This window comes from Burkholderia sp. AU4i (assembly GCF_000466765.1).
Classification (GTDB): Bacteria; Pseudomonadota; Gammaproteobacteria; order Burkholderiales; family Burkholderiaceae; genus Burkholderia; species Burkholderia cepacia.
Map to the genome: position 1 here is coordinate 1 of NZ_ASSI01000266.1, position 18,282 is coordinate 18,282.

Below are 18,282 nucleotides of genomic sequence, written 5' to 3' on the forward strand. Positions count from 1 at the left end.
CCGCGCCGGATCGTCCCGGCCAGCGCATGCGTGCGCACGTCGCCGGCCGCGACACGCGCGAGCCGTTCCGGCGTGGCGCCGACGAAGCAGGCGCCTTCTCGGCGAACCGCGAACAGGTGCGCGTGCGCGTCGCGCTTGCGCAGCCGGCGCAGCAGCGGCGCGATGGCAACGGGCCGCGCGTATTGTTCGAGCACGTCGCGCGCGAGCACGACCTTGCCGAACGCGCCGCTGTGGATCGCGTCGACCGCGCGCCGGACTTCGTGCTGCCATTCGCTTGCCTGCAGCGCCTGCGTGTGCAGCAGATGCGGTGCAGCGTCGTCGCGGGCGGGCGCGAGCGAGCCGAGCGACTCGATGCGCGCGAGACACGCATGCGCGAGCGCGGCCGGATCGTCGTGCGCGGCGACGACGTGCTGGCAGACGGCCCAGTGCGCGTCGCCTTCGCGCACGATCAGCAGCGTCGCCACCGTCATGCTGGCGTCGGGAAACGGCGCCCAGTGCGCGCTGCGCGCGCCGCGCGGATCGAACCGGAAGCCGCCGACGGCGCGCGGCGGCTGCGGGCCGGCCGTCACGGCATCGCGAACGAGCGTGCGCCAGCGCGCATCGATCTGCGCGAAGCGCGTGTCGCCGGTGGCGGTCAGTTCGAGCGCGCTGTCCCAGCCGAACAGCGTGACGGATGTATCACCGGCTTCGTGGAAGAACCACGGCGTGGCCCCGTCGTCCCACGCGGCGATCAGGTCGAAGAAGTCGACCGGCCGCACCGGCACCGACACCGACGCGAGCGTCGGCGTGCCGGTGTCGGCGGCGCGGCGGACCGCACGGGCGAACGTGTCGTGCAGCAGCGGGAGGCCGGCGTTCATGCGAGCCCCCGTTGCCGGCGCCAGTGCTGCGTTTGCTGCGCGATGTACCACGCGATCAGGCCGGCGAACAGCGTTTCGACGTAGTCGCCGTCGAGGCCCGCCTGTTCGGCCCAGCGGCGCCGGTCGGGCAGCATCGCGGCCACCCGTTCCGGCGCGGCGATGCTCGCTTCGTCGGGCTTGAAGCGCGATGCAGCCTTCACGTACTGCATGCGCCGGCCGAGCGCGTCGATGATGTCGGCGTCCAGGCGATCGATGGCTTCGCGAATGTCGGGCAGCCCCGTGCAGGCGTCCGGTGTTTTCATGTGTACTCCTTTCCGTAACGAAGGGATTGGTCGATCCGTTCGACCAGGTGCGCGATCAGCGCCGGGTACTGGTGCCGCAGGTAGAAGTGGTCACCGCTGAACGTCTCGATGCGGATCGGGCGCGACGCGACGTCCTGCCACGCGTGCGCTTCGTCGTCGTCGAGCTCGGAATCGGCAAGCGGCAGCATCACGCCGAGCGGCGTGTCGAGCCGCGGCGGCCGGTCGCGGCGATACGTCTCGATCGCACGGTAGTCGTGGCGGATCATCGGCAGGTAGATCGCGCGCATCTCCGGATCGGCGAGCAGCGCGGCGTGCTCGCCGGACAGCCGGGCGACATCGGCCACGAGCGCGTCGTCGGATTGCAGGTGCAGATCGGACAGGCGCTGACGATGCGGCGGCGGCAACGCGGATACGGCCAGGTAAAGCGGTGCCGCGCCGCGCGCCTCGAGCCGCACCGCCACCTCGTACGCGAGCGCCGCGCCGAGGCTGTGCCCGAACAGCACGAGCGGCGCGTGCGCATAGCGTTGCAGCGCGTCGGCGGCGGGGCCGGCGAGGGCGTCGATCGTCGTCAGGCACGGTTCGCCGAAGCGCTCCTCTCGGCCCGGATACTGCAGCGCGAGCAGGTCGACGTCCCATGGCAGCGCGCGGCTCCAGTTGCGAAAGAAATTCGCGGTGCCGCCTGCATGCGGGAAACACACGAGCTGCGCGCGCGGGCACGGCGACAGGCGCAGCTCGCGGATCCAGTTCGAACCGGTCGGTCGCGCGCTCATGCGGCCGCCGCCTGCAACTGGCGGCGCAGCACGTCGCGCAGCGATTTCTTGCTGGTCTTGCCGATGCCGGTTTCCGGGAAGCGCGGCATGAACTCGATGCGATCGGGAATCTTGAAAGCCGCGAGCCCGCAGTCGCGCAGGTAGCGTTTCAGCACCAGCCTCGACGGCGCGGGTGCGCGTGCGACGACGAACGCGCACGTGCGCTCGCCGAGCAGCGGGTCGGGCATCGCGACCACCGCGGCGTCATGCACCTGCGGGTGCGCGAGCAGCAGGTTCTCCACTTCCTCGGCGGAGACCTTCTCGCCGCCGCGATTGATCTGGTCCTTGTCACGGCCTTCGACGACGAGGTCGCCGTCGGCGGTGCGCCGCACGCGATCGCCGCTGCGATAGAAGCCGTCGGCCGTGAACGCGGTGGCATCGTGCCCGGCGAGCCGGTAGTAGCCGCGTATCGTGTACGGGCCGCGCACCTGCAGTTCGCCGATCTCGCCCGGTGCGACCGGTTCGCCGGTTTCGTCGACGATGCGCACTTCGTCGCCGTCCGACACCGGGCGGCCCTGTGTATGCGCGATCCGTTCGGGCGAATCGTCGAGCCGCGTGCAGCAGATGAGCCCTTCGGCCATCCCGAACACCTGTTGCAGCCGGCAGCCGAGCACGGGCGTCACGCGCGCGGCGGCGTGGTCCATCAACCGCGCGCCGCCGACCTGCAGCACGCGCAGGCTCGACAGGTCGGCCCGGCGTTGCGGCTGTTCGTCGAGCCACAGCAGCGTGAGCGGCGGCACGAGCGCGGTATGCGTGACGCGTTCCTGCGCGATCAGCGCGAAGCTCTGTTCGGGCTCGGGCCGCCCGGTCGCGACCACGCGGCCGCCCGCGAGCAGCGCACCGATCGTGCCGGGGCAGCACAGCGTGAAGTTGTGCGCCATCGGCAGCGCGGCGAGGTAGACGGTGCCGGCGTCGAATCCGCTCGCGGCGCTGCACGCGCGCACGTTGTACAGGTATTCGCGATGGCGGCGCGGGATCAGCTTCGGCGTGCCGGTCGTGCCGCCCGACAGCTGGAAGCATGCGATGTCGTCGGCGCGTGCCGCGCATTCGCGTAGCGGCGGCGCGTCGTACAGCGCGTCGAATGGTGTGAACGCGTGATCGCCGCCGTCCATCACGACGTGCTCGAGCGTCGGGCAGTCGGCCTGCAATGCGGCCGCGAGCGGCCGGCAGTCGAACTCGCCGAGTCGTGCCGCGCACAGATACGCGCGCGCGCCGGCGAAGCGGCAGAACGCGCCGATCTCGTAGTGCCGGTGGGCGGGCAACGCGAGCACCGGCCGCACCCCGAGCTGGAACAGCGCGAAGCAGGTCTCGATGAAGCGTGCGCCGTTCGGCAGATGGACGACCACCGCGTCGCCGCGCACCAGGCCCAGACGCGCGAGGCCGCCCGCAAGCCGGCGGATGCGCGCCAGCAGGTCGCGATAGCTGAGCCGGCAGGTGCCGTCAACGACCGCGAGCGCGTCGGGGGTGCGCTGCGCTTGCGCGTCGAGCGCCTCGAAGAACGTCGTGTCCTGCCAGTAGCCGGCGTCGCGATAGCAGTGTGCGAAGTCGTCGGGCCAGTCGGGCGCGTCGGCCGGGATGGCCGGCGCCACGGAGGGAAGGGAGGAGTGCATGCGCTGACCTTGGGTTCCGGCAAGTTGTCAAAAAATGTAAATGAGAGGTATTATCATTTGTAACAAGTGCCGCGATAACGTCGTTTCTTTCGATATCGCGGCAATTTCATTCGATCGGGCGCCTGCCGCGCGGCGCCCGCCCGGCCCGGCCGGAGAATCGGCCGGTTGCCGCCGGCGCGCGCCGGGCCGCGCGTGCCGCCTAACCAACGGACCTCCGATGAGCTCGACCTCCTTCGCTTCGTCACGACGTCACCCGCCGGTGCTCGTGCCCGGCAATCATCCGGGCGTGGTGCACATCGACGCGGGCATGAAACTCATGAGCGGCACGCTGTGCTCGGACAGCCGCGACTGGTACGAGGAGCCGCTCGAAAAAGGGCTGAAGCTCGTCCTCGTGCAGAGCGGGCAGTTGCGCTGCCGCGTGCCGGGCCAGCCCGAGCAGTGCATCAAGGGGCCGGGCCTGTGCGTGATCGCCAACGACGGCGAATTCACGACGCACCAGATCTACGACCGCGACGTGCCGCTGCGCTACACGATCGTGCAGCTCGGCCTCGATGCGCTCGACCGCAACCTGAGCCTGTTGCCGGAGAAGATGCTCGCGCCGACGGGCGGCGATCCGCGCATCGTCAGTTGCCCGGCATCGAAGGCGCTGCAGGCGCTCGCGGTGCAGATCGCGACGTGCCCGTTCGAGGGCGCGGTGCGCGAGTACTACCTGAAGGCCAAGGCATTCGAGCTGACCGCGCTGAGCGCGCAGCTGCTGGCGACGCAGCGGCAGTTCGCGCCGGCCGACGTGCGCGTCACGTCGTCGGACGTCGAGCGCGTGTACGCGGCGAGCGACATCCTCACGCGCGAGCTCCAGCAGCCGCCGACGCTCGATGCGCTCGCGGGCCGGGTGGGGATGAATTCGCGCAAGCTGACGGCCGGCTTCCGCAAGGTGTTCGGCACGAGCGTGTACGCGTACCTGCAGGAATACCGGCTGCGGACCGCGCACGCGATGCTGTGCGCGGAGGACGCGAACGTGTCGACCGTGGCGTATCGCGTCGGCTACAGCCCCGCGCATTTCTCGATCGCGTTCCGCAAGCGCTACGGCATTTCGCCGAGCGACATTCGCGCATCGTCGAACGCGATCGACGATGCCGAACTGGAGAGCGCGGCAATCTAAAACAACTGACCGGCCGCCTAAAGCAATCGACCGGGCTCATGGGCGTGAATGCGATAGATTCTCATTCACGGGTGGCCGCCGCCGCGCGGATCCGCCATCGAACGACCCATACAAGGCGTGCCCATGAGCCAGACCGCTGTCGATTCAACCATCGATCATTCCGATCCTTCCTGTTTTTCTCCCATTGCCTTTCGCTCGCAGCTCGTCGCGATGATCGCGGCGCTGCTCGACGAGCCCGTCGACGAAATCGCGTCGCTCGACGATGACGAGGACCTGCTGAGCTGCGGCCTCGATTCGATCCGGCTGATGTATCTGCAGACGCGTGTGAACCGGCTCGGCTACGCGCTGACGTTCGATGCGCTCGCGCGTACGCCGACGCTCGGCGCGTGGGCCGAGCTGCTCGCGAATGCGCCGCGCGGCGCATCCGCGGCGCCCGATGTCGAAGCCGCCGAGGCGGGCGATGTCGACGTGCATGCGCCGTTCGACTTGTCCGCGGTGCAGCAGGCGTATTGGCTGGGCCGCGGCGACGGGGAAGTGCTCGGCAACGTGAGCTGCCACGCATTCCTCGAGTTTCGCAGCCGCGCGATCGATCCCGTTCGTCTCGACGCGGCGTGCCGACTCGTGCGCGAACGCCATCCGATGCTGCGTGCGCGCTTTGCCGGTGGCCGCCAGCAGATCGTCGCGGCACCCGAGGCGCCGGTGTTCGCGCATGCGGACTGGCGCGACCGGACGCCCGCCGAAGCGGAAACCGAATGGGTGTCGCTGCGCGCGTTCCGGTCGCACGAATGTCTCGACGTCGAGCACGCGCAGGTCTTCATGATGGGCCTCGCGCAGATGCCAGGCGGCGAGGATCGCGTGTGGCTGAGCGTCGACCTGCTCGCGGCCGACGTGGACAGCGTGCGGCTGCTGATGCAGGAGATCGGTGCCGCGTATGCCGAGCCGTCGGCGTTGCCCGACGCGCCGTCGACGTGGTTCCCGACCTGGCTCGCGCGTCGCGCGGCCGATACGCGCGATGCGCGGGCCGCGGCGCGCGACGCATGGCAGGCGCGGCTCGCGACACTGCCGGAAGGGCCGGCGCTGCCGCTCGCCCGTGCGCCGGAAACGATCCGCGCGCCGCGTTTCAGCCGCGTCACGCATACGCTGAGCACGGCCGAACTGACGCGCCTGCAGGCGCGGGCCGCGCAGCATGGCGTCACGCTGTCGTCGGTGTTCGGTGCGGCGTTCGCGGCAGTGCTCGCGCGCTGGAGCGGCCGGCAGGCGTTCCTGCTCAACGTGCCGTTGTTCGACCGGCACGGCGATGCGCCCGATCTCGGCCGCGTGATCGCCGATTTCACGACGCTGCTGCTCGTCGAATGCGACATGCGCGCCGACGCGAGCGCGGCCGACACGGTGCGCGCGTTCCAGCAGCGGCTGCACGGCGCGATCGCGCAGGCTGCGTATCCAGCGCTCGACGTGCTGCGCGATGCACGCAGGCAGGGCGCGCCGCGGGCGGCGCCCGTCGTGTTCTCGTGCAATCTCGGCGACGCGCCGTTCGTGCCCGACGCATTCGCGCGCGTGTTCGGCGATCTGCACGACATGATTTCGCAGACGCCGCAGGTGTGGCTCGATCACCAGCTCTATCGCGTGCCGGACGGCGCGTTGCTCGCATGGGACAGCGTCGACGGCCTGTTTCCCGACGGGATGGTCGATGCGATGTTCGGCGCGTATGTCGCGCTCGTGCAGGCGCTGTGCGATCGCGACTGGCGGCTGCCGATCGCGGTCGAGCTGCCGTCCGCGCAGCGACGCGTGCGCGATGCGCTCAACGCGGTGCCCGCTCCCGCGCGGCCGCGCACGCTGCATGCCGACTTCTTTGCATCGGCCGCGCGCGAGCCGGCGGCCGTCGCATTGCGGTGCGCCGAGCGCGTGGTGACGCGCGGCGAACTGGCCGCGCAGGCACTGGCGATCGCGGGTGGCCTGCGTGCCGCCGGGATCGGTCACGGCGATGCCGTCGAGATCAGCCTGCCGCGCGGGCCGGAACAGGTGGCCGCGGTGTTCGGCGTACTGGCCGCCGGCGCGTGTTACGTGCCGCTCGACATTGCGCAGCCGGCCGCGCGCAAGACGCTGATCGAACGCGCGGCCGGCGTGAAGGCCGCGATCGGCGACACGGCGCACGCGGATGCGCCGCTGCCGCGTTTCGATGTTGCCTCGCTGATCAAACATGCGCCGCTGGCCGCGCCGCTCGCGGTGGCGCCGCAGGCCACCGCGTACGTGATCTACACGTCCGGTTCGACGGGCGTGCCGAAGGGTGTCGAGATGACGCATGCGGCGGCGCTCAACACGATCGATGCGATCGATGCGCTGCTCGGCGTGCGTGCGCAAGACCGGCTGCTCGCGGTATCGGCGCTCGATTTCGACCTGTCGGTGTACGACCTGTTCGGCGTGCTCGGTGCCGGCGCCGAGCTCGTGCTGCCGACCCAGGACGACGCGCGCGACGCGGCGCGCTGGATCGACCTGATCGCGCAGCATCGCGTGACGCTGTGGAATTCGGCGCCCGCGCTGCTCGAAATGGCGCTGGCGGTGCCCGCTGCGGCCGACGCATGCCGCAGTGTGCGCGCGGCGCTGCTGTCCGGCGACTGGATCGCGCTCGACCTGCCGGCGCGCCTGCGCGAACGGTGCGGCGACGCGTGTGCGTTCCATGCGCTCGGCGGCGCGACCGAGGCCGGCATCTGGTCGAACGTGCAGACGGTGCGCGACGTGCCGCCGCACTGGCGTTCGATTCCGTATGGCCGGCCGTTGCCGGGGCAGGCCTATCGCGTCGTCGATGCCGACGGCCGCGATGTGCCGGATTACGTGCCGGGCGAACTGCTGATCGGCGGCGACAGTCTCGCGCGCGGCTACCGCAACGATCCCGAGCTGACCGCGCAGCGCTTCGTGCAGCACGCGTCGGGCCGCTGGTATCGCACGGGCGACCGTGGCCGCTACTGGCCCGACGGCACGCTCGAATTCCTGGGGCGCGAGGATCGCCAGGTGAAGGTGCGCGGGCACCGGATCGAACTGGGCGAGATCGAGGCCGCGCTGGCCGCGCATCCGCAGATCGACGGTGCGTGCGCGAGTGTCGTGAATGGCGAGGTTGCGCGCATCGTCGCCGCATTCGTGCCGGCCGATTGCGTTGCCGGTTGTGGTGCGGATCGCGTTGCCGATGCCGCGCCGTCGTCGCTCGCGGACGCCGACTTGGCCGATACGGTCGAGGCGGAAGCGGCCGTTGCGCGCGCCGTCGCCGATCGGCTGCTCGATGGCGGCGCAGGCCTGCCGCCGTCGTTGCGTGCGCACCGGCACGCGAAAGGCGATGCGTCGATCTCCATCGACGGTGCGCTCGATCGGCTCGACTGGCATGCAACCGATCTCGACGATCTGACGGCGTCGCTGCGCGCGCTCGCAGCCGATCCGGATACGGCCGCGCAGCGCGTACCGCTGGACCCGTGCGTGGCACCGCTTGCGTTCGCGACGCGTTTGCCGGACGGCGCCCGCGCGCTGCGCGAGTTTGCGGGCGCGCTGGAGGCACAGGCCGCTGCACGCACCGGTGTGCTGCGCGTGGCGGTGATCGACGCCCGCGCCGGGCAATGGTTCGAAGCGGGCCTCGGCGTGCTCGACGATCCACGTTTCGACGTGACGCTGTTCGACGTGTCGCCGGGGCTGCTGCACACCGCACAGGCACGCTTCACCCTTACGAGGCCCGCGCTTCAGACGATGCAGGACGGCTTGTTGCCCGCGCGGCATCTCGGCGAATTCGATTGCGTGATCAGTTTCGCGGCCGCGCATCTGCGCGACGATCCGCGCGATACGTTCCGGATCGCGGCAGCGTTGCTGGCGCAGGACGGCCGTTTGCTGTTCGCCGACGTGTTGCGCGACTCGCCGTTGCGTGAACTCGTCGCGAGCGTGGCGGGGGATGCGTCGTTGCCGCGGCCGTTCACGCCCGATGCGATCGCCGCCGCCGCGCATGCGTGCGGTTTTGCGCTCGACTCCCGAAGCTGGCGTTCGAACGCATTCGCGTGCATCGACGCGCGCCGTGCCGGCGAACCGGCCGCGCAAGCGGCGCTGGCCGACTGGCTGCGCGACCGCTTGCCCGACGCGATGCGCCCCGATGCGCTGTGGTGCATCGCGCGCTGGCCGCTCAACGCGAACGGCAAGATCGACCGGCGGGCGGTGGGCGAGGCGCTCGCGCGCGCGCTCGGCGACGCACCGGCCGCCCACGATGCATTCGTGCCGGCCGACGAACGGCAGGCAACGCTGCTCGCATGCTGGGAGCACGCGCTCAGCCGCCCGGCGAACGCGCGCGACGCGACGTTCTTCACGCTCGGCGGCGACAGCCTGCTCGCGACGCGCCTGCTCGCGCAACTGCGCGAGCGGCTCGGCGTGCGGGTCGGGATGGCGGCGTTCTACCGCCAGCCGACGCTCGCGGGTCTCGCCGCGCAGCTCGACGAGGCCGCACCGGCCGCACCGGCCCTGCAAGCCTCGCAGGCCGACGGCGACACGCGGGTTGCGACGATCGAGGAGGGCGTGCTGTGAGCTTCGATGACGTGCTCGATCTCTGCCGCGAACGCCAGATCGAACTGTGGTGCGACGACGGCGGCCAGTTGCGCTATCGCGCGCCGGCCGGCGCGCTCGATGCGGACCTGGCCGCGCGCATCAAGGCCGAACGCGACGCGTTCGTCCGCTTCCTGCAGGACGGCGCATGGCGCTGCGATCCGGTGCGCCGGCACGAGCGGTTCGCACTGACGCCGGTGCAGGCCGCGTACGTGCTCGGCCGCCACGAATCGTTCGAGTTCGGCGGCAATGCGTGCCATCTGTACGTCGAATACGGCGAGCCCGCGAATCTCGACTGCGTGCGCTTCGAGGCGGCGTGGAACGCGTGCGTCGCGCGGCATCCGATGCTGCGCGCGATCGTCGAGGACAACGCATGGCAACGCGTGCTGCCCGACGTGCCGTGGCAGCCGCTCGTGGTGCACGACCTGCGCGATGTCGACGCTAACGCGTTCGACGCGCACGTAAGGCGCGTGCGCGAGCGTCTCGACCATGCGGTGCACGCGCTCGACCGCTGGCCGGTGCTGCAGCCGGAAGTGAGCCTCGGGCCGGATGGTGCGGTGCTGCACCTGTCGGTCGATTTCACGCTGATCGACTACGCAAGCCTGCAATTGCTGCTCGCCGAATGGCGGCGCCGCTACGACGACCCGCAGTGGCAGCCCGAGCCGCTCGACGCGACGTTCCGCGACTACGTCGTCAACGAAGCGCATGCCGGCACGCGCGCGGATCATGCGCGCGACAAGGCGTGGTGGCTTGCGCGCATCGACGATCTGCCGCCGCGCCCCGATCTGCCGGTGGTGCCCGCGATGCCGTCCGACGCGCGGCCGCGCTTCACGCACCGGCATGCGCGGCTCGATCGTGCGCAATGGGCCGCGCTGAGCGGCCACGCGAGCCGTTTCGGCCTGAGCGCGGCGAGTGTGGCGCTGGCCGCGTTCGCCGAAGTCGTCGGCCGCTGGAGCCAGTCGCCCGCGTTCTGCCTGAACCTGACGGTGCTGAACCGGCCGCCCGTGCATCCGCGCATCGACGCGGTGCTCGGCGATTTCACCGCGCTGAGCCTGCTCGCGGTCGATGCGACGCAAGGGCGCGATTTCGTCGAACGTGCCCGCACGATCGGCGCGCGGATGTTCGACGACCTCGACCATCGAGCGTTTACCGGTGTCGACGTGATGCGCGAACTCGCGCGACGGCGCGGCAAGGATGCGGCGCTGATGCCGGTGGTGTTCACGAGCGGCATCGGCAGTGTCGGCCGGCTGCTCGGTGAACACGCGGCCCGCGCCGAGCCGCCGCGCTACATGATCAGCCAGACGCCGCAGGTGTGGCTCGACTGCCAGGTGACCGATCAGTTCGGCGGCCTGGAAATCGGCTGGGACGTGCGCGACGACCTGTTTCCGGACGGGATGCCCGCGGCGATGTTCGACGCGTACGTCGCCCTGCTGGGCCGGCTCGCCGCCGACGCAGCATGGTGGTCGCGCGCGGGCGACATCGTGCTGCCGTCCGATGCGCCCGCCGCCGGAATCCATCCGGATGCGGAGTCGCACATCGCGGCCGGCTTCGCCGCGCAGGCGTTGCGTACGCCCGATGCGCCGGTGGTGATCGATGCGCAGGGGGCGCGCACGTATCGCGACGTCGCGCAGCACGCGGCGGCGCTGCGGTCGGCGCTCGAACAGGCCGGCGTCGCCGTGGGCGATACCGTCGCGGTGCTGATGCCGAAGTGCGCGCACCAGCTCGTGGCCGTGCTCGCGATCGTCCAGGCGGGCGCCGCGTACGTGCCGGTCGACAGCCGGCAGCCGGCGCTGCGGCAACAGGCGATCCTGCGCAATGCGCGGGTGTGTGCGGTCGTCAGCGTGCAGGCGCTCGAGTTCGAACACGACGGGTGCGTGCGCATCGATGTCGATGCAGTGCCGATCGATCCGCAATGGCCGCCGCGCGCCGCGCGCGACATCGCTGGCGACGCACTCGCATACGTGATCTATACGTCGGGCTCCACCGGCGAGCCCAAGGGCGTGATGCTGAGCCACGCGGCCGTGTGCAACACGCTGGCCGACATCAGCGCGCGCCATGAAGTCGGCGACGGCGACGTGGTGCTCGGCCTGGCCGAGTTGAGCTTCGACCTGTCCGTCTACGACTTCTTCGGCGCGACCGCGCGCGGCGCGTGTATCGTGCTGCCCGATCCGGCGCGCGGCAACGATCCGTCGCATTGGGCCGCGCTGATGGCGCGCCATCGCGTGACGCTGTGGAATTCGGTTCCCGCGCAAGGGCAGATGCTGATCGACTACGTCGAAAGCGAACCGGCGCTCGATGTGCCGGGCCCGCGCCGCGTGCTGTGGTCGGGCGACTGGATTCCGGTGACGCTGCCCACCCGCTGGTGGCGGCGCTGGCCCGACAGCGCGCTGTTCAGCCTCGGCGGCGCGACCGAGGCATCGATCTGGTCGATCGAGCATCCGATCCGTCCGGCGGACACGCAGCTGGCCAGTATTCCTTACGGCCGCGCGCTGACCGGGCAGACGATGGAGGTGCTCGACGCGCTCGGCCGGCCGTGCCCGCCGGGCGTGCGCGGCGAGATCCATATCGGCGGCGTCGGGCTGGCGACCGGTTACGCGAACGATCCCGTGCGAACGGCCGAACGCTTCATCCGTCATGGCGACGGGCGGCGACTCTACCGCACCGGCGATCTCGGCCGCGTGCGTGCCGACGGTTCGCTCGAATTCCTCGGGCGGCAGGACGATCAGGTGAAGATCCGCGGCTACCGGATCGAGCTGGCCGAGATCGATGCGGCGCTGACCGCACATCCGCTCGTCGGCGCGGCCGCGACGATCGTGCTCGGCGACGGCACGGAGCGCCGGCTCGCGAGCTTCGTGTCGCTGCATGGCGCTGAGCCGCCGCAGCAGGACGACGCGCTGCACGAGATCGCGGCGCACGTGCGCACGGCGTTCGACGCCGCGCGCTGGCCCGCGCACGCGGACGTCGCGCGGTCGGTCGCCCGGCTCGAAGCGGCCTGCGTTGCATCGCTGGCAGCGTGGATCGTGCCGGCGGGGGCGCTGACCGAGGAGGCGGCGACGGACTTCGCGACGTTGTGCGAACGGTTGCGCGTGCCGGCGGCGCGACAGCATCTGCTGCGTCACTGGCTCGCGATGCTCGACCGGCACGGCGTGCTGCACGCGGATGCCGATGGCGGCTGGCGCAGGCGGCCCGATGCCGGCCACGCCGATGCGCATGCCTGCTGGGACGCGTTTGCGCAGGATGCGTCGCCCGATCTGTGGCCGGCCGTCCTCGTCGACTACTTCCGCGACAGCGCGGGATGCATCGACGTGCAGGTGGACGGCACCGTGTCGCCCGCCGGCCTGATGTTCCCGGAAGGCGCGTCGCATATCGCCGACGCGATGTACAGCGACGGCGAACATGCGCGGGCCCTGCATGACGGAATGGCACAGGCCGTGCGTGCGATCGTCGCGCGCGAGCCGCAGCGCCCGTGGCGCATCCTCGAGATCGGCGCGGGCACGGCCGCGGCGACGCGGGCGATCGTCGACGCGCTCGCGCCGCTGGTCGAAGCGGGCGCGCGGATCGACTACCTGTTCAGCGACGTGTCGAGCTATTTCCTCGCGGCGGCACGCGAGCGCTTCGCCGCGTATCCGTGGATGCGGTTCGAGCGGTTCGACATGAACGCGGCGCTCGACGCACAGGGTATTGCGCCGCATTCGATCGACATCACGATCAGCTCCGGCGCATTGAACAATGCGCGCGACACGGTCGCGCTGGTCGCCGGATTGCGTGCGCTGTCGGCGGCCGATGCGTGGTGGGTGATCCAGGAACTGACGACCGAGCATCCGGAGATCAGCATCAGCCAGGGGTTGATGATGGAAACGCCACACGACGCGCGCGTCGAATCGGCGCGTCTGTTCGTGCCGCGCGCGCAGTGGCTCGAATGGCTGCAAGCGGCGGGCGGCGATCGCGCACTCGGTTGCGTGGCACCCGGCACGCCGCTCGACGCACTCGGCTATGACATCCTGCTCGCGCACGTGAAGCGCGGGGCGGCGCGCATCGCGCCGGACGCGCTGCTGGCATGCGTCGCGGAGCGCGTGCCGGGCTACATGGTGCCGTCGCAATTGCGCGTGCTCGACCGCCTGCCCGTGACCGCGAACGGCAAGATCGATCGCCGCACGCTGGCCGGCATCGCCGGCATCCGCGAAGCGGAGCCGGCGGCCGCCCGGCCGGCTCACGCGCAGGCCGCCGCCGATCCGCTGCTGGCGCGGCTGATCGGCTTGTGGGAAGCCGTGCTCGATACGCGCAACGTCACGCCCGATCAGGACTTCTTCGCCGCGGGCGGTGATTCGCTGCTGATCGCGCAACTCGTGTCGCGGCTGCGCGGTGAGGAACCGCTCGCGCACGCGCATCCGTTCGACCGGTTGCTGCGCTGGGTGCTCGCGCAACCGACGCCCGCCGCGTTCGCGCAATGCCTGCGCGACGCGGATGCGCAGCCGTCGGGCAACGTATCGCCGGTTGCGCCGGCCGCTCCGCGTAGCGCGCACGTTTCGGCGGTCGTCCATGCGCCGGCGCCGCGCGTGCGCGCCGACGTGCGGCCGATCCCGCTCGCACCCGGCGACGGCGTGCCGCGCGTGATCGTGCATGAAGGGCTCGGCACGGTGCACGCGTATCGTCCGGTCATGCCGGCGCTCGCGCGGCTCGGCCCGGTGCTCGGCTTCGCGGTGCGCGACGCGCAGGACTATCTCGACCTGCCGGCGCGCCACCTGAACGCGACGCTCGGCCGGCGTTATGCGGATGCGCTGTGGCGCACCGGCGTGCGCGAGGTCGACGTGCTCGGCTACTGCTCGGGCGGGCTGGTCGCGCTCGAAATGGCGAAGTCGCTGGTGCAGCTCGGCGTCGAGGTGCGCACGCTCGACATCGTGTCGAGCTACCGGATTCCCTACCTGATCGAAGACGAGCGGCTCGTGCTGTTCAACTTCGCGGCGACCCTCGGGCTGCCGCTCGACGCGCTCGGGTTTCCGGAAACGTATGTGCTGGCCGACGCACTCGCCGACGCATTGAAGGCCGACCCCGCGCGTCTCGCGCCCGGCAGCCTGCAGGCCCAGCTGGAGATTTTCGGCGACCGCTGCGAGCCGCTCGACACGTTGCGCCGCCGCGTGCTGCGTGCGGCCGCCGGATTGTCGATGCAGGACGAAGTCGCGCATCCGCTGCTCGACGAGCGCGAACGGCTGTACCGGCTTTTCATGCATTCGGTGCAGGCGAGCCACTGGGCGGGCGACGCGCCATACGCGGGTGCGCTGCGGCTGTTCGTGCCGGAGCGCTGCAACCCGCTGATTCCGCAGCAGCGCGCGGCGCTCACCGAATACTGGACGGCACAGGCGCTCGGCGGCATCACGTCCGTCGACATCCCCGGCGGTCATTTCGACTGCCTGAACGCCGCGTTCGTCGACACCCGCCTGAAGGAGGTGCAATGAAGGCTCATCCGCTGCCGGTCGTCGTGGCCGGCTCCCGCTTCGGCCAGTTCTATGCGGCGGGCCTCGCCGCGTCCGGCACGTATCGCGTCGCCGGCATCCTGGGGCAAGGCAGCGCGCGTACCACCGCGCTGGCCGCGCGCGTCGGCGCGCCCGTGTTCGACCGTCCGGAAGCGTTGCCCGACGACGTGCGCGCTGCGTGTGTCGCGGTCGGCGGCGCGGCGCGCGGTGCCGACGGGGCCGCGCTCGCGTGCCGGCTGCTCGCGCGCGGGATCGACGTCGTGATCGAGCATCCGCTGCTGCCCGACGAATGGGACCGCGTGCTGCGCACCGCGTCGCGTCACGGCCGGCGCTGTCTGCTCAACAGTTTCTATCCGAACCTGCCGGTCGTCTCCCGCTTCATCGCCGTCGCGCGACGGCTGCGTGAAACGAGCGCGCCCGTGCATGCGGATGTCGTGTGCTCGGTGCAGGCCAGTTACGCGGCGCTCGACGTGCTCGCCGCCGCGCTGCAGGGCGTGGGCCCGTGGTCGGTCGAGCCGGTCGGGCCGGCACTGTCGTCGATGCGCGAATGCGCGATGGTGCTCGCCGAAACGCCGGTCTCGCTGCGCGTGCACAACGAGATGGCGGCGGCCGACGACGGCCGGATGAGCATGCTGTTCAGCATCACGCTGACGACGGACGCCGGCACGTGGACGCTCGCGTCGCCGCATGGCCCGCTGTGGTGGGCACCCGCGCTGCGCGAACCGGCGACGGACGACGACGGGCTGTTCCCGATCTTCGGCGACGCGGCGGGCGACGGCATGCCGAGCATCCAGATCTGCGACGATGCGCGCGATACGTGGGGCGCGATTCATGCCCGCAGCTGGCCGCAGGCGGCCGTGCGCGCGGTCGACCGGCTCGTGTCGGGCGAAGGGTTGCACGCGTGCAACCAGCGCAGCATCGACGTGGCGCGCGTCTGGCAGCAACTGACGATGCAGCTCGGCTTTCCGGAGCAGCCGCCGGGCGACGCGTGCGCGGCCACGCTCGGCATGCTGCTGGAGCGTGCCGCATGAAGGGACCGTTGCTTTCGATGTTGCGGCCGTTCGCGGCGCCGCTTGCGGCGGCGGTCGTGCTGCAGGCGCTGGCGGGTGTCGCGTCGCTCGTGCCGTGGCTCGCGCTCGGCCGTATCGCCGACGCATGGCGCGCGACGGCCCAGCTCGACGCGACGGCGCGCGGCTGGCTCGTCGCGGCCGTGGCGGCCGGCGTGTGCTGGCTGGGCGGCCAGACGGTCGCGCTGCACCTGACCCACCGTGTCGACGCCGATCTCGCCGACCGCTTGCGCAGGCGGCTCGCCGATCATCTGCAACGCTTGCCGCTCGGCTGGTTCGCGCGCGCGGGCAGCGACCGCGTCGCGCGCCACGTCGACCAGGACGTGCGCGCGCTGCACCAGCTCGTCGCGCATGCGCCGGCCGACGTCACGCAACTCGTCGTCGTGCCGTGCGCGGCGCTGGCGTGCCTGCTTTACCTGAATCCCGTGCTGCTCGCCTTTGCGCTGGTCCCGCTCGTCGCGGGCGCCGCGCTGTTCCGCTGGATGCGCTCGGCGCGGTTCGCACCGGCCGTCGCGGCGCGCAACGCGGCACTCGAACAGTTGATGGGCGATTACGCGCAGCTCGCGCAGAACCCGGCGCTCGTGCGGCAGTATCCGGGCGCGGGCATCGAGGCGGCCGCGCTCGCGTCGACCGGGCGCTTCGACCAGGCGTTTTCGGCATGGGTCAGCCGCGTCGGCGGGCCCGGTGCCTGCACGCAGGTGCTGCTCGGCACGCCGTTCCTGCTCGCGTGGGTCGTGTTCGGCGCGACGTGGCTCACGGCCGGCCGCCTGCCGGTCGGCGAACTGTGCGCGTTCGCACTGCTGATCTGGGCGGTCGCCACGCCGGTGCGGGCGCTCGGCCACGGTGCCGATGCGTTGCGCGAAGCGCGCGCGGCCGCTGTGCGCGTCGATGCGTTGCTCGCGCAGCCGGGCCTGCCCGAGCCGGCCGACGGCGCGGCACAGGTGCCGCGCGATGCGTCGATCGAGCTGCGCGGCGTGAGCGTCGACATCGACGGCACGCCGATCCTGCGCGACATCGACGCGACGGTCGCGGCGGGCACGACCACCGCGATCGTCGGGCCGTCGGGTGCGGGCAAGAGCACGCTGCTGATGCTGCTCGCGCGCTTCATGGACCCCGACCGCGGCACGGTGCGGCTCGGCGGCGCCGACCTGCGGCTGCTTGCGCCGGATACGCGGCGCGAGCAGGTGGCGATGGTGTTCCAGCAGGCCGCCGCGCTCGACGTGTCGATTGCCGCGAACATCGCGCTGTACCGGCCCGATGCCGATCACGATGCGATTCGCGCGGCCGCGCGCGCGGCCTGTCTCGACGAACGCATCGATGCGTTGCCGGGCGGCTACGGTTGCGTGTGCGGGCGCGACGTGCGGCTGTCCGGCGGCGAGCTGCAGCGGCTGGCGATTGCGCGTGCGCTGCTGTCGACGGCGCCGCTGTTGCTGCTCGACGAACCGGCATCGGCACTCGATCCGCAAACCGGGCGCGCATTGCGCAATGCGCTGCGCGGAGACGCGCGCACGCGCGTGATCGTCAGCCACGATCTCGACGCGATCCGGCAGGCGGACCAGATTCTCGTGATGGACCGCGGCCGCATCGTCGAGCGCGGCACGCATGCGGCGCTGCTGGCCGCGTGCGGGCTGTATGCGCGGCTGTGGCGCGAACGCGGTGCCGCGGACGGGGAGGCCGCATGATGATGAAATCGCTCAAACGTTTGCAGTGCCTGCCATCCGGCACACGCCGCGCGCTGTGGCGCGGGGTCGGCTGGGCGGTGGCGGCCGCGTTGCTCGACGGCGCCTGCGGGTTGCTGCTCGTGCCGTTGATCCGCGCGTGGTTCGCCGGCGCGCAGGCAGCCGTGATGCACTGGACGATCGCGCTCGGTGTGCTGACGTTGTGCCATGCATTCGTGCTGTACGTCGCGCAGCGCGGCGGCTATCGCGCGGGCGGCGCGCTCGCGGCCGGTCTCGTCGAACGCCTCGTGCGGCACCTGCCGCGCATCGCGTCGTGGCAGGCCGTGCGCGACAGTCATCCGGCCGGGCTGCTGCGCGGGCCGGTCATGCAGGCGATGGGGATTCCGGCGCACCTGCTCGGGCCGCTGATCGGCGCGGTCGTGACGCCGCTTGCGGTCGTCGCCGGGCTCGCGTGGATCGACTGGCGCATCGCGCTGTGCCTCGCGGCAGCCGCCGTGTTGCTGTTCGCGCTGCTCGAGCGCGGCGGCACGCGTACCCTCGCGTTCGAGCAGGCGCGCGCGTCCGGCGATCGCGACATGGCCGTGCAGCTTCAGACCTTCGCCGCGCATCAGGGGCTGCTGCGCTTCGCGGGCCGGGAAGGCGAAGCGCGCGCGGCGCTGATGCACGCGTTCGACGCGCAGCATCGCCGCACGCGCGCGCTGATGCGGCGCTCGCTGCCGATCGAACTCGGCTTCGCGGGCGCGGTGCAGGGCGTGTTCGTCGCGA

At 71.5% G+C, this 18,282-nt stretch carries 9 protein-coding genes and 1 pseudogene; 6 read left to right on the forward strand and 4 right to left on the reverse strand.

The window, feature by feature from the left end; genetic code table 11:
• The 4 genes from L810_RS39900 to L810_RS39915 all read right to left on the reverse strand — a co-directional run.
• Positions 1-857, reverse strand: an 857-nt coding sequence (locus L810_RS39900; protein ID WP_042978173.1) for a chorismate-binding protein, incomplete at its 3' end; no start/stop codon positions are given.
• Positions 854-1,159 carry an isochorismate lyase gene (locus L810_RS39905; RefSeq protein WP_021163799.1) on the reverse strand — a complete coding sequence of 102 codons (306 nt, stop codon included), beginning with the start codon at positions 1,157-1,159 and terminating at the stop codon, positions 854-856. The genes L810_RS39905 and L810_RS39900, both read right to left, overlap by 4 nt.
• Entirely contained in the window at positions 1,156-1,929 is a 774-nt protein-coding gene (locus L810_RS39910; RefSeq protein WP_021163800.1) for a thioesterase II family protein, read from the reverse strand. The genes L810_RS39905 and L810_RS39910 overlap by 4 nt, the downstream gene beginning before the upstream one ends.
• Positions 1,926-3,578 carry a (2,3-dihydroxybenzoyl)adenylate synthase gene (locus L810_RS39915; RefSeq protein ID WP_042978174.1) on the reverse strand — a complete coding sequence of 551 codons (1,653 nt, stop codon included), beginning with the start codon at positions 3,576-3,578 and terminating at the stop codon, positions 1,926-1,928. Before L810_RS39915 ends, L810_RS39910 begins: the two co-directional genes overlap by 4 nt.
• A gap of 217 nt (positions 3,579-3,795) precedes the next feature.
• Here L810_RS39915 and L810_RS39920 point away from each other — a divergent pair, with 217 nt between their 5' ends.
• From L810_RS39920 to L810_RS39945, 6 genes and pseudogenes are all read left to right on the forward strand, one after another.
• Positions 3,796-4,737: a helix-turn-helix transcriptional regulator gene (locus tag L810_RS39920; protein WP_021163802.1), complete on the forward strand. Its 942-nt coding sequence runs from the start codon at positions 3,796-3,798 to the stop codon at positions 4,735-4,737.
• Between the two features lie 123 nt (positions 4,738-4,860).
• Positions 4,861-9,282, forward strand: a complete 4,422-nt coding sequence (locus tag L810_RS39925; protein WP_021163803.1) for a non-ribosomal peptide synthetase — start codon at positions 4,861-4,863, stop codon at positions 9,280-9,282.
• Positions 9,279-14,753, forward strand: coding sequence for a non-ribosomal peptide synthetase (locus L810_RS39930; protein WP_021163804.1), 5,475 nt, complete (start codon positions 9,279-9,281; stop codon positions 14,751-14,753). The genes L810_RS39925 and L810_RS39930 overlap by 4 nt, the downstream gene beginning before the upstream one ends.
• Positions 14,750-15,802, forward strand: coding sequence for a Gfo/Idh/MocA family oxidoreductase (locus L810_RS39935; RefSeq protein WP_021163805.1), 1,053 nt, complete (start codon positions 14,750-14,752; stop codon positions 15,800-15,802). Before L810_RS39930 ends, L810_RS39935 begins: the two co-directional genes overlap by 4 nt.
• Positions 15,799-17,520 carry an ABC transporter ATP-binding protein gene (locus tag L810_RS39940; protein WP_021163806.1) on the forward strand — a complete coding sequence of 574 codons (1,722 nt, stop codon included), beginning with the start codon at positions 15,799-15,801 and terminating at the stop codon, positions 17,518-17,520. Before L810_RS39935 ends, L810_RS39940 begins: the two co-directional genes overlap by 4 nt.
• Positions 17,517-18,282, forward strand: a pseudogene (locus tag L810_RS39945) (ABC transporter ATP-binding protein); the annotation flags it as partial. The gene L810_RS39940 and the pseudogene L810_RS39945, both read left to right, overlap by 4 nt.

Excerpts from the sequence above, each read along its gene's own strand:
- L810_RS39905 (WP_021163799.1), bottom strand. The coding sequence starts at position 1,159 with ATGAAAACACCGGACGCCTGCACGGGGCTGCCCGACATTCGCGAAGCC.
- L810_RS39910 (WP_021163800.1), bottom strand. The coding sequence starts at position 1,929 with ATGAGCGCGCGACCGACCGGTTCGAACTGGATCCGCGAGCTGCGCCTG.
- L810_RS39915 (WP_042978174.1), bottom strand. The coding sequence starts at position 3,578 with ATGCACTCCTCCCTTCCCTCCGTGGCGCCGGCCATCCCGGCCGACGCG.
- L810_RS39920 (WP_021163802.1), top strand. The coding sequence starts at position 3,796 with ATGAGCTCGACCTCCTTCGCTTCGTCACGACGTCACCCGCCGGTGCTC.
- L810_RS39925 (WP_021163803.1), top strand. The coding sequence starts at position 4,861 with ATGAGCCAGACCGCTGTCGATTCAACCATCGATCATTCCGATCCTTCC.
- L810_RS39935 (WP_021163805.1), top strand. The coding sequence starts at position 14,750 with ATGAAGGCTCATCCGCTGCCGGTCGTCGTGGCCGGCTCCCGCTTCGGC.
- L810_RS39940 (WP_021163806.1), top strand. The coding sequence starts at position 15,799 with ATGAAGGGACCGTTGCTTTCGATGTTGCGGCCGTTCGCGGCGCCGCTT.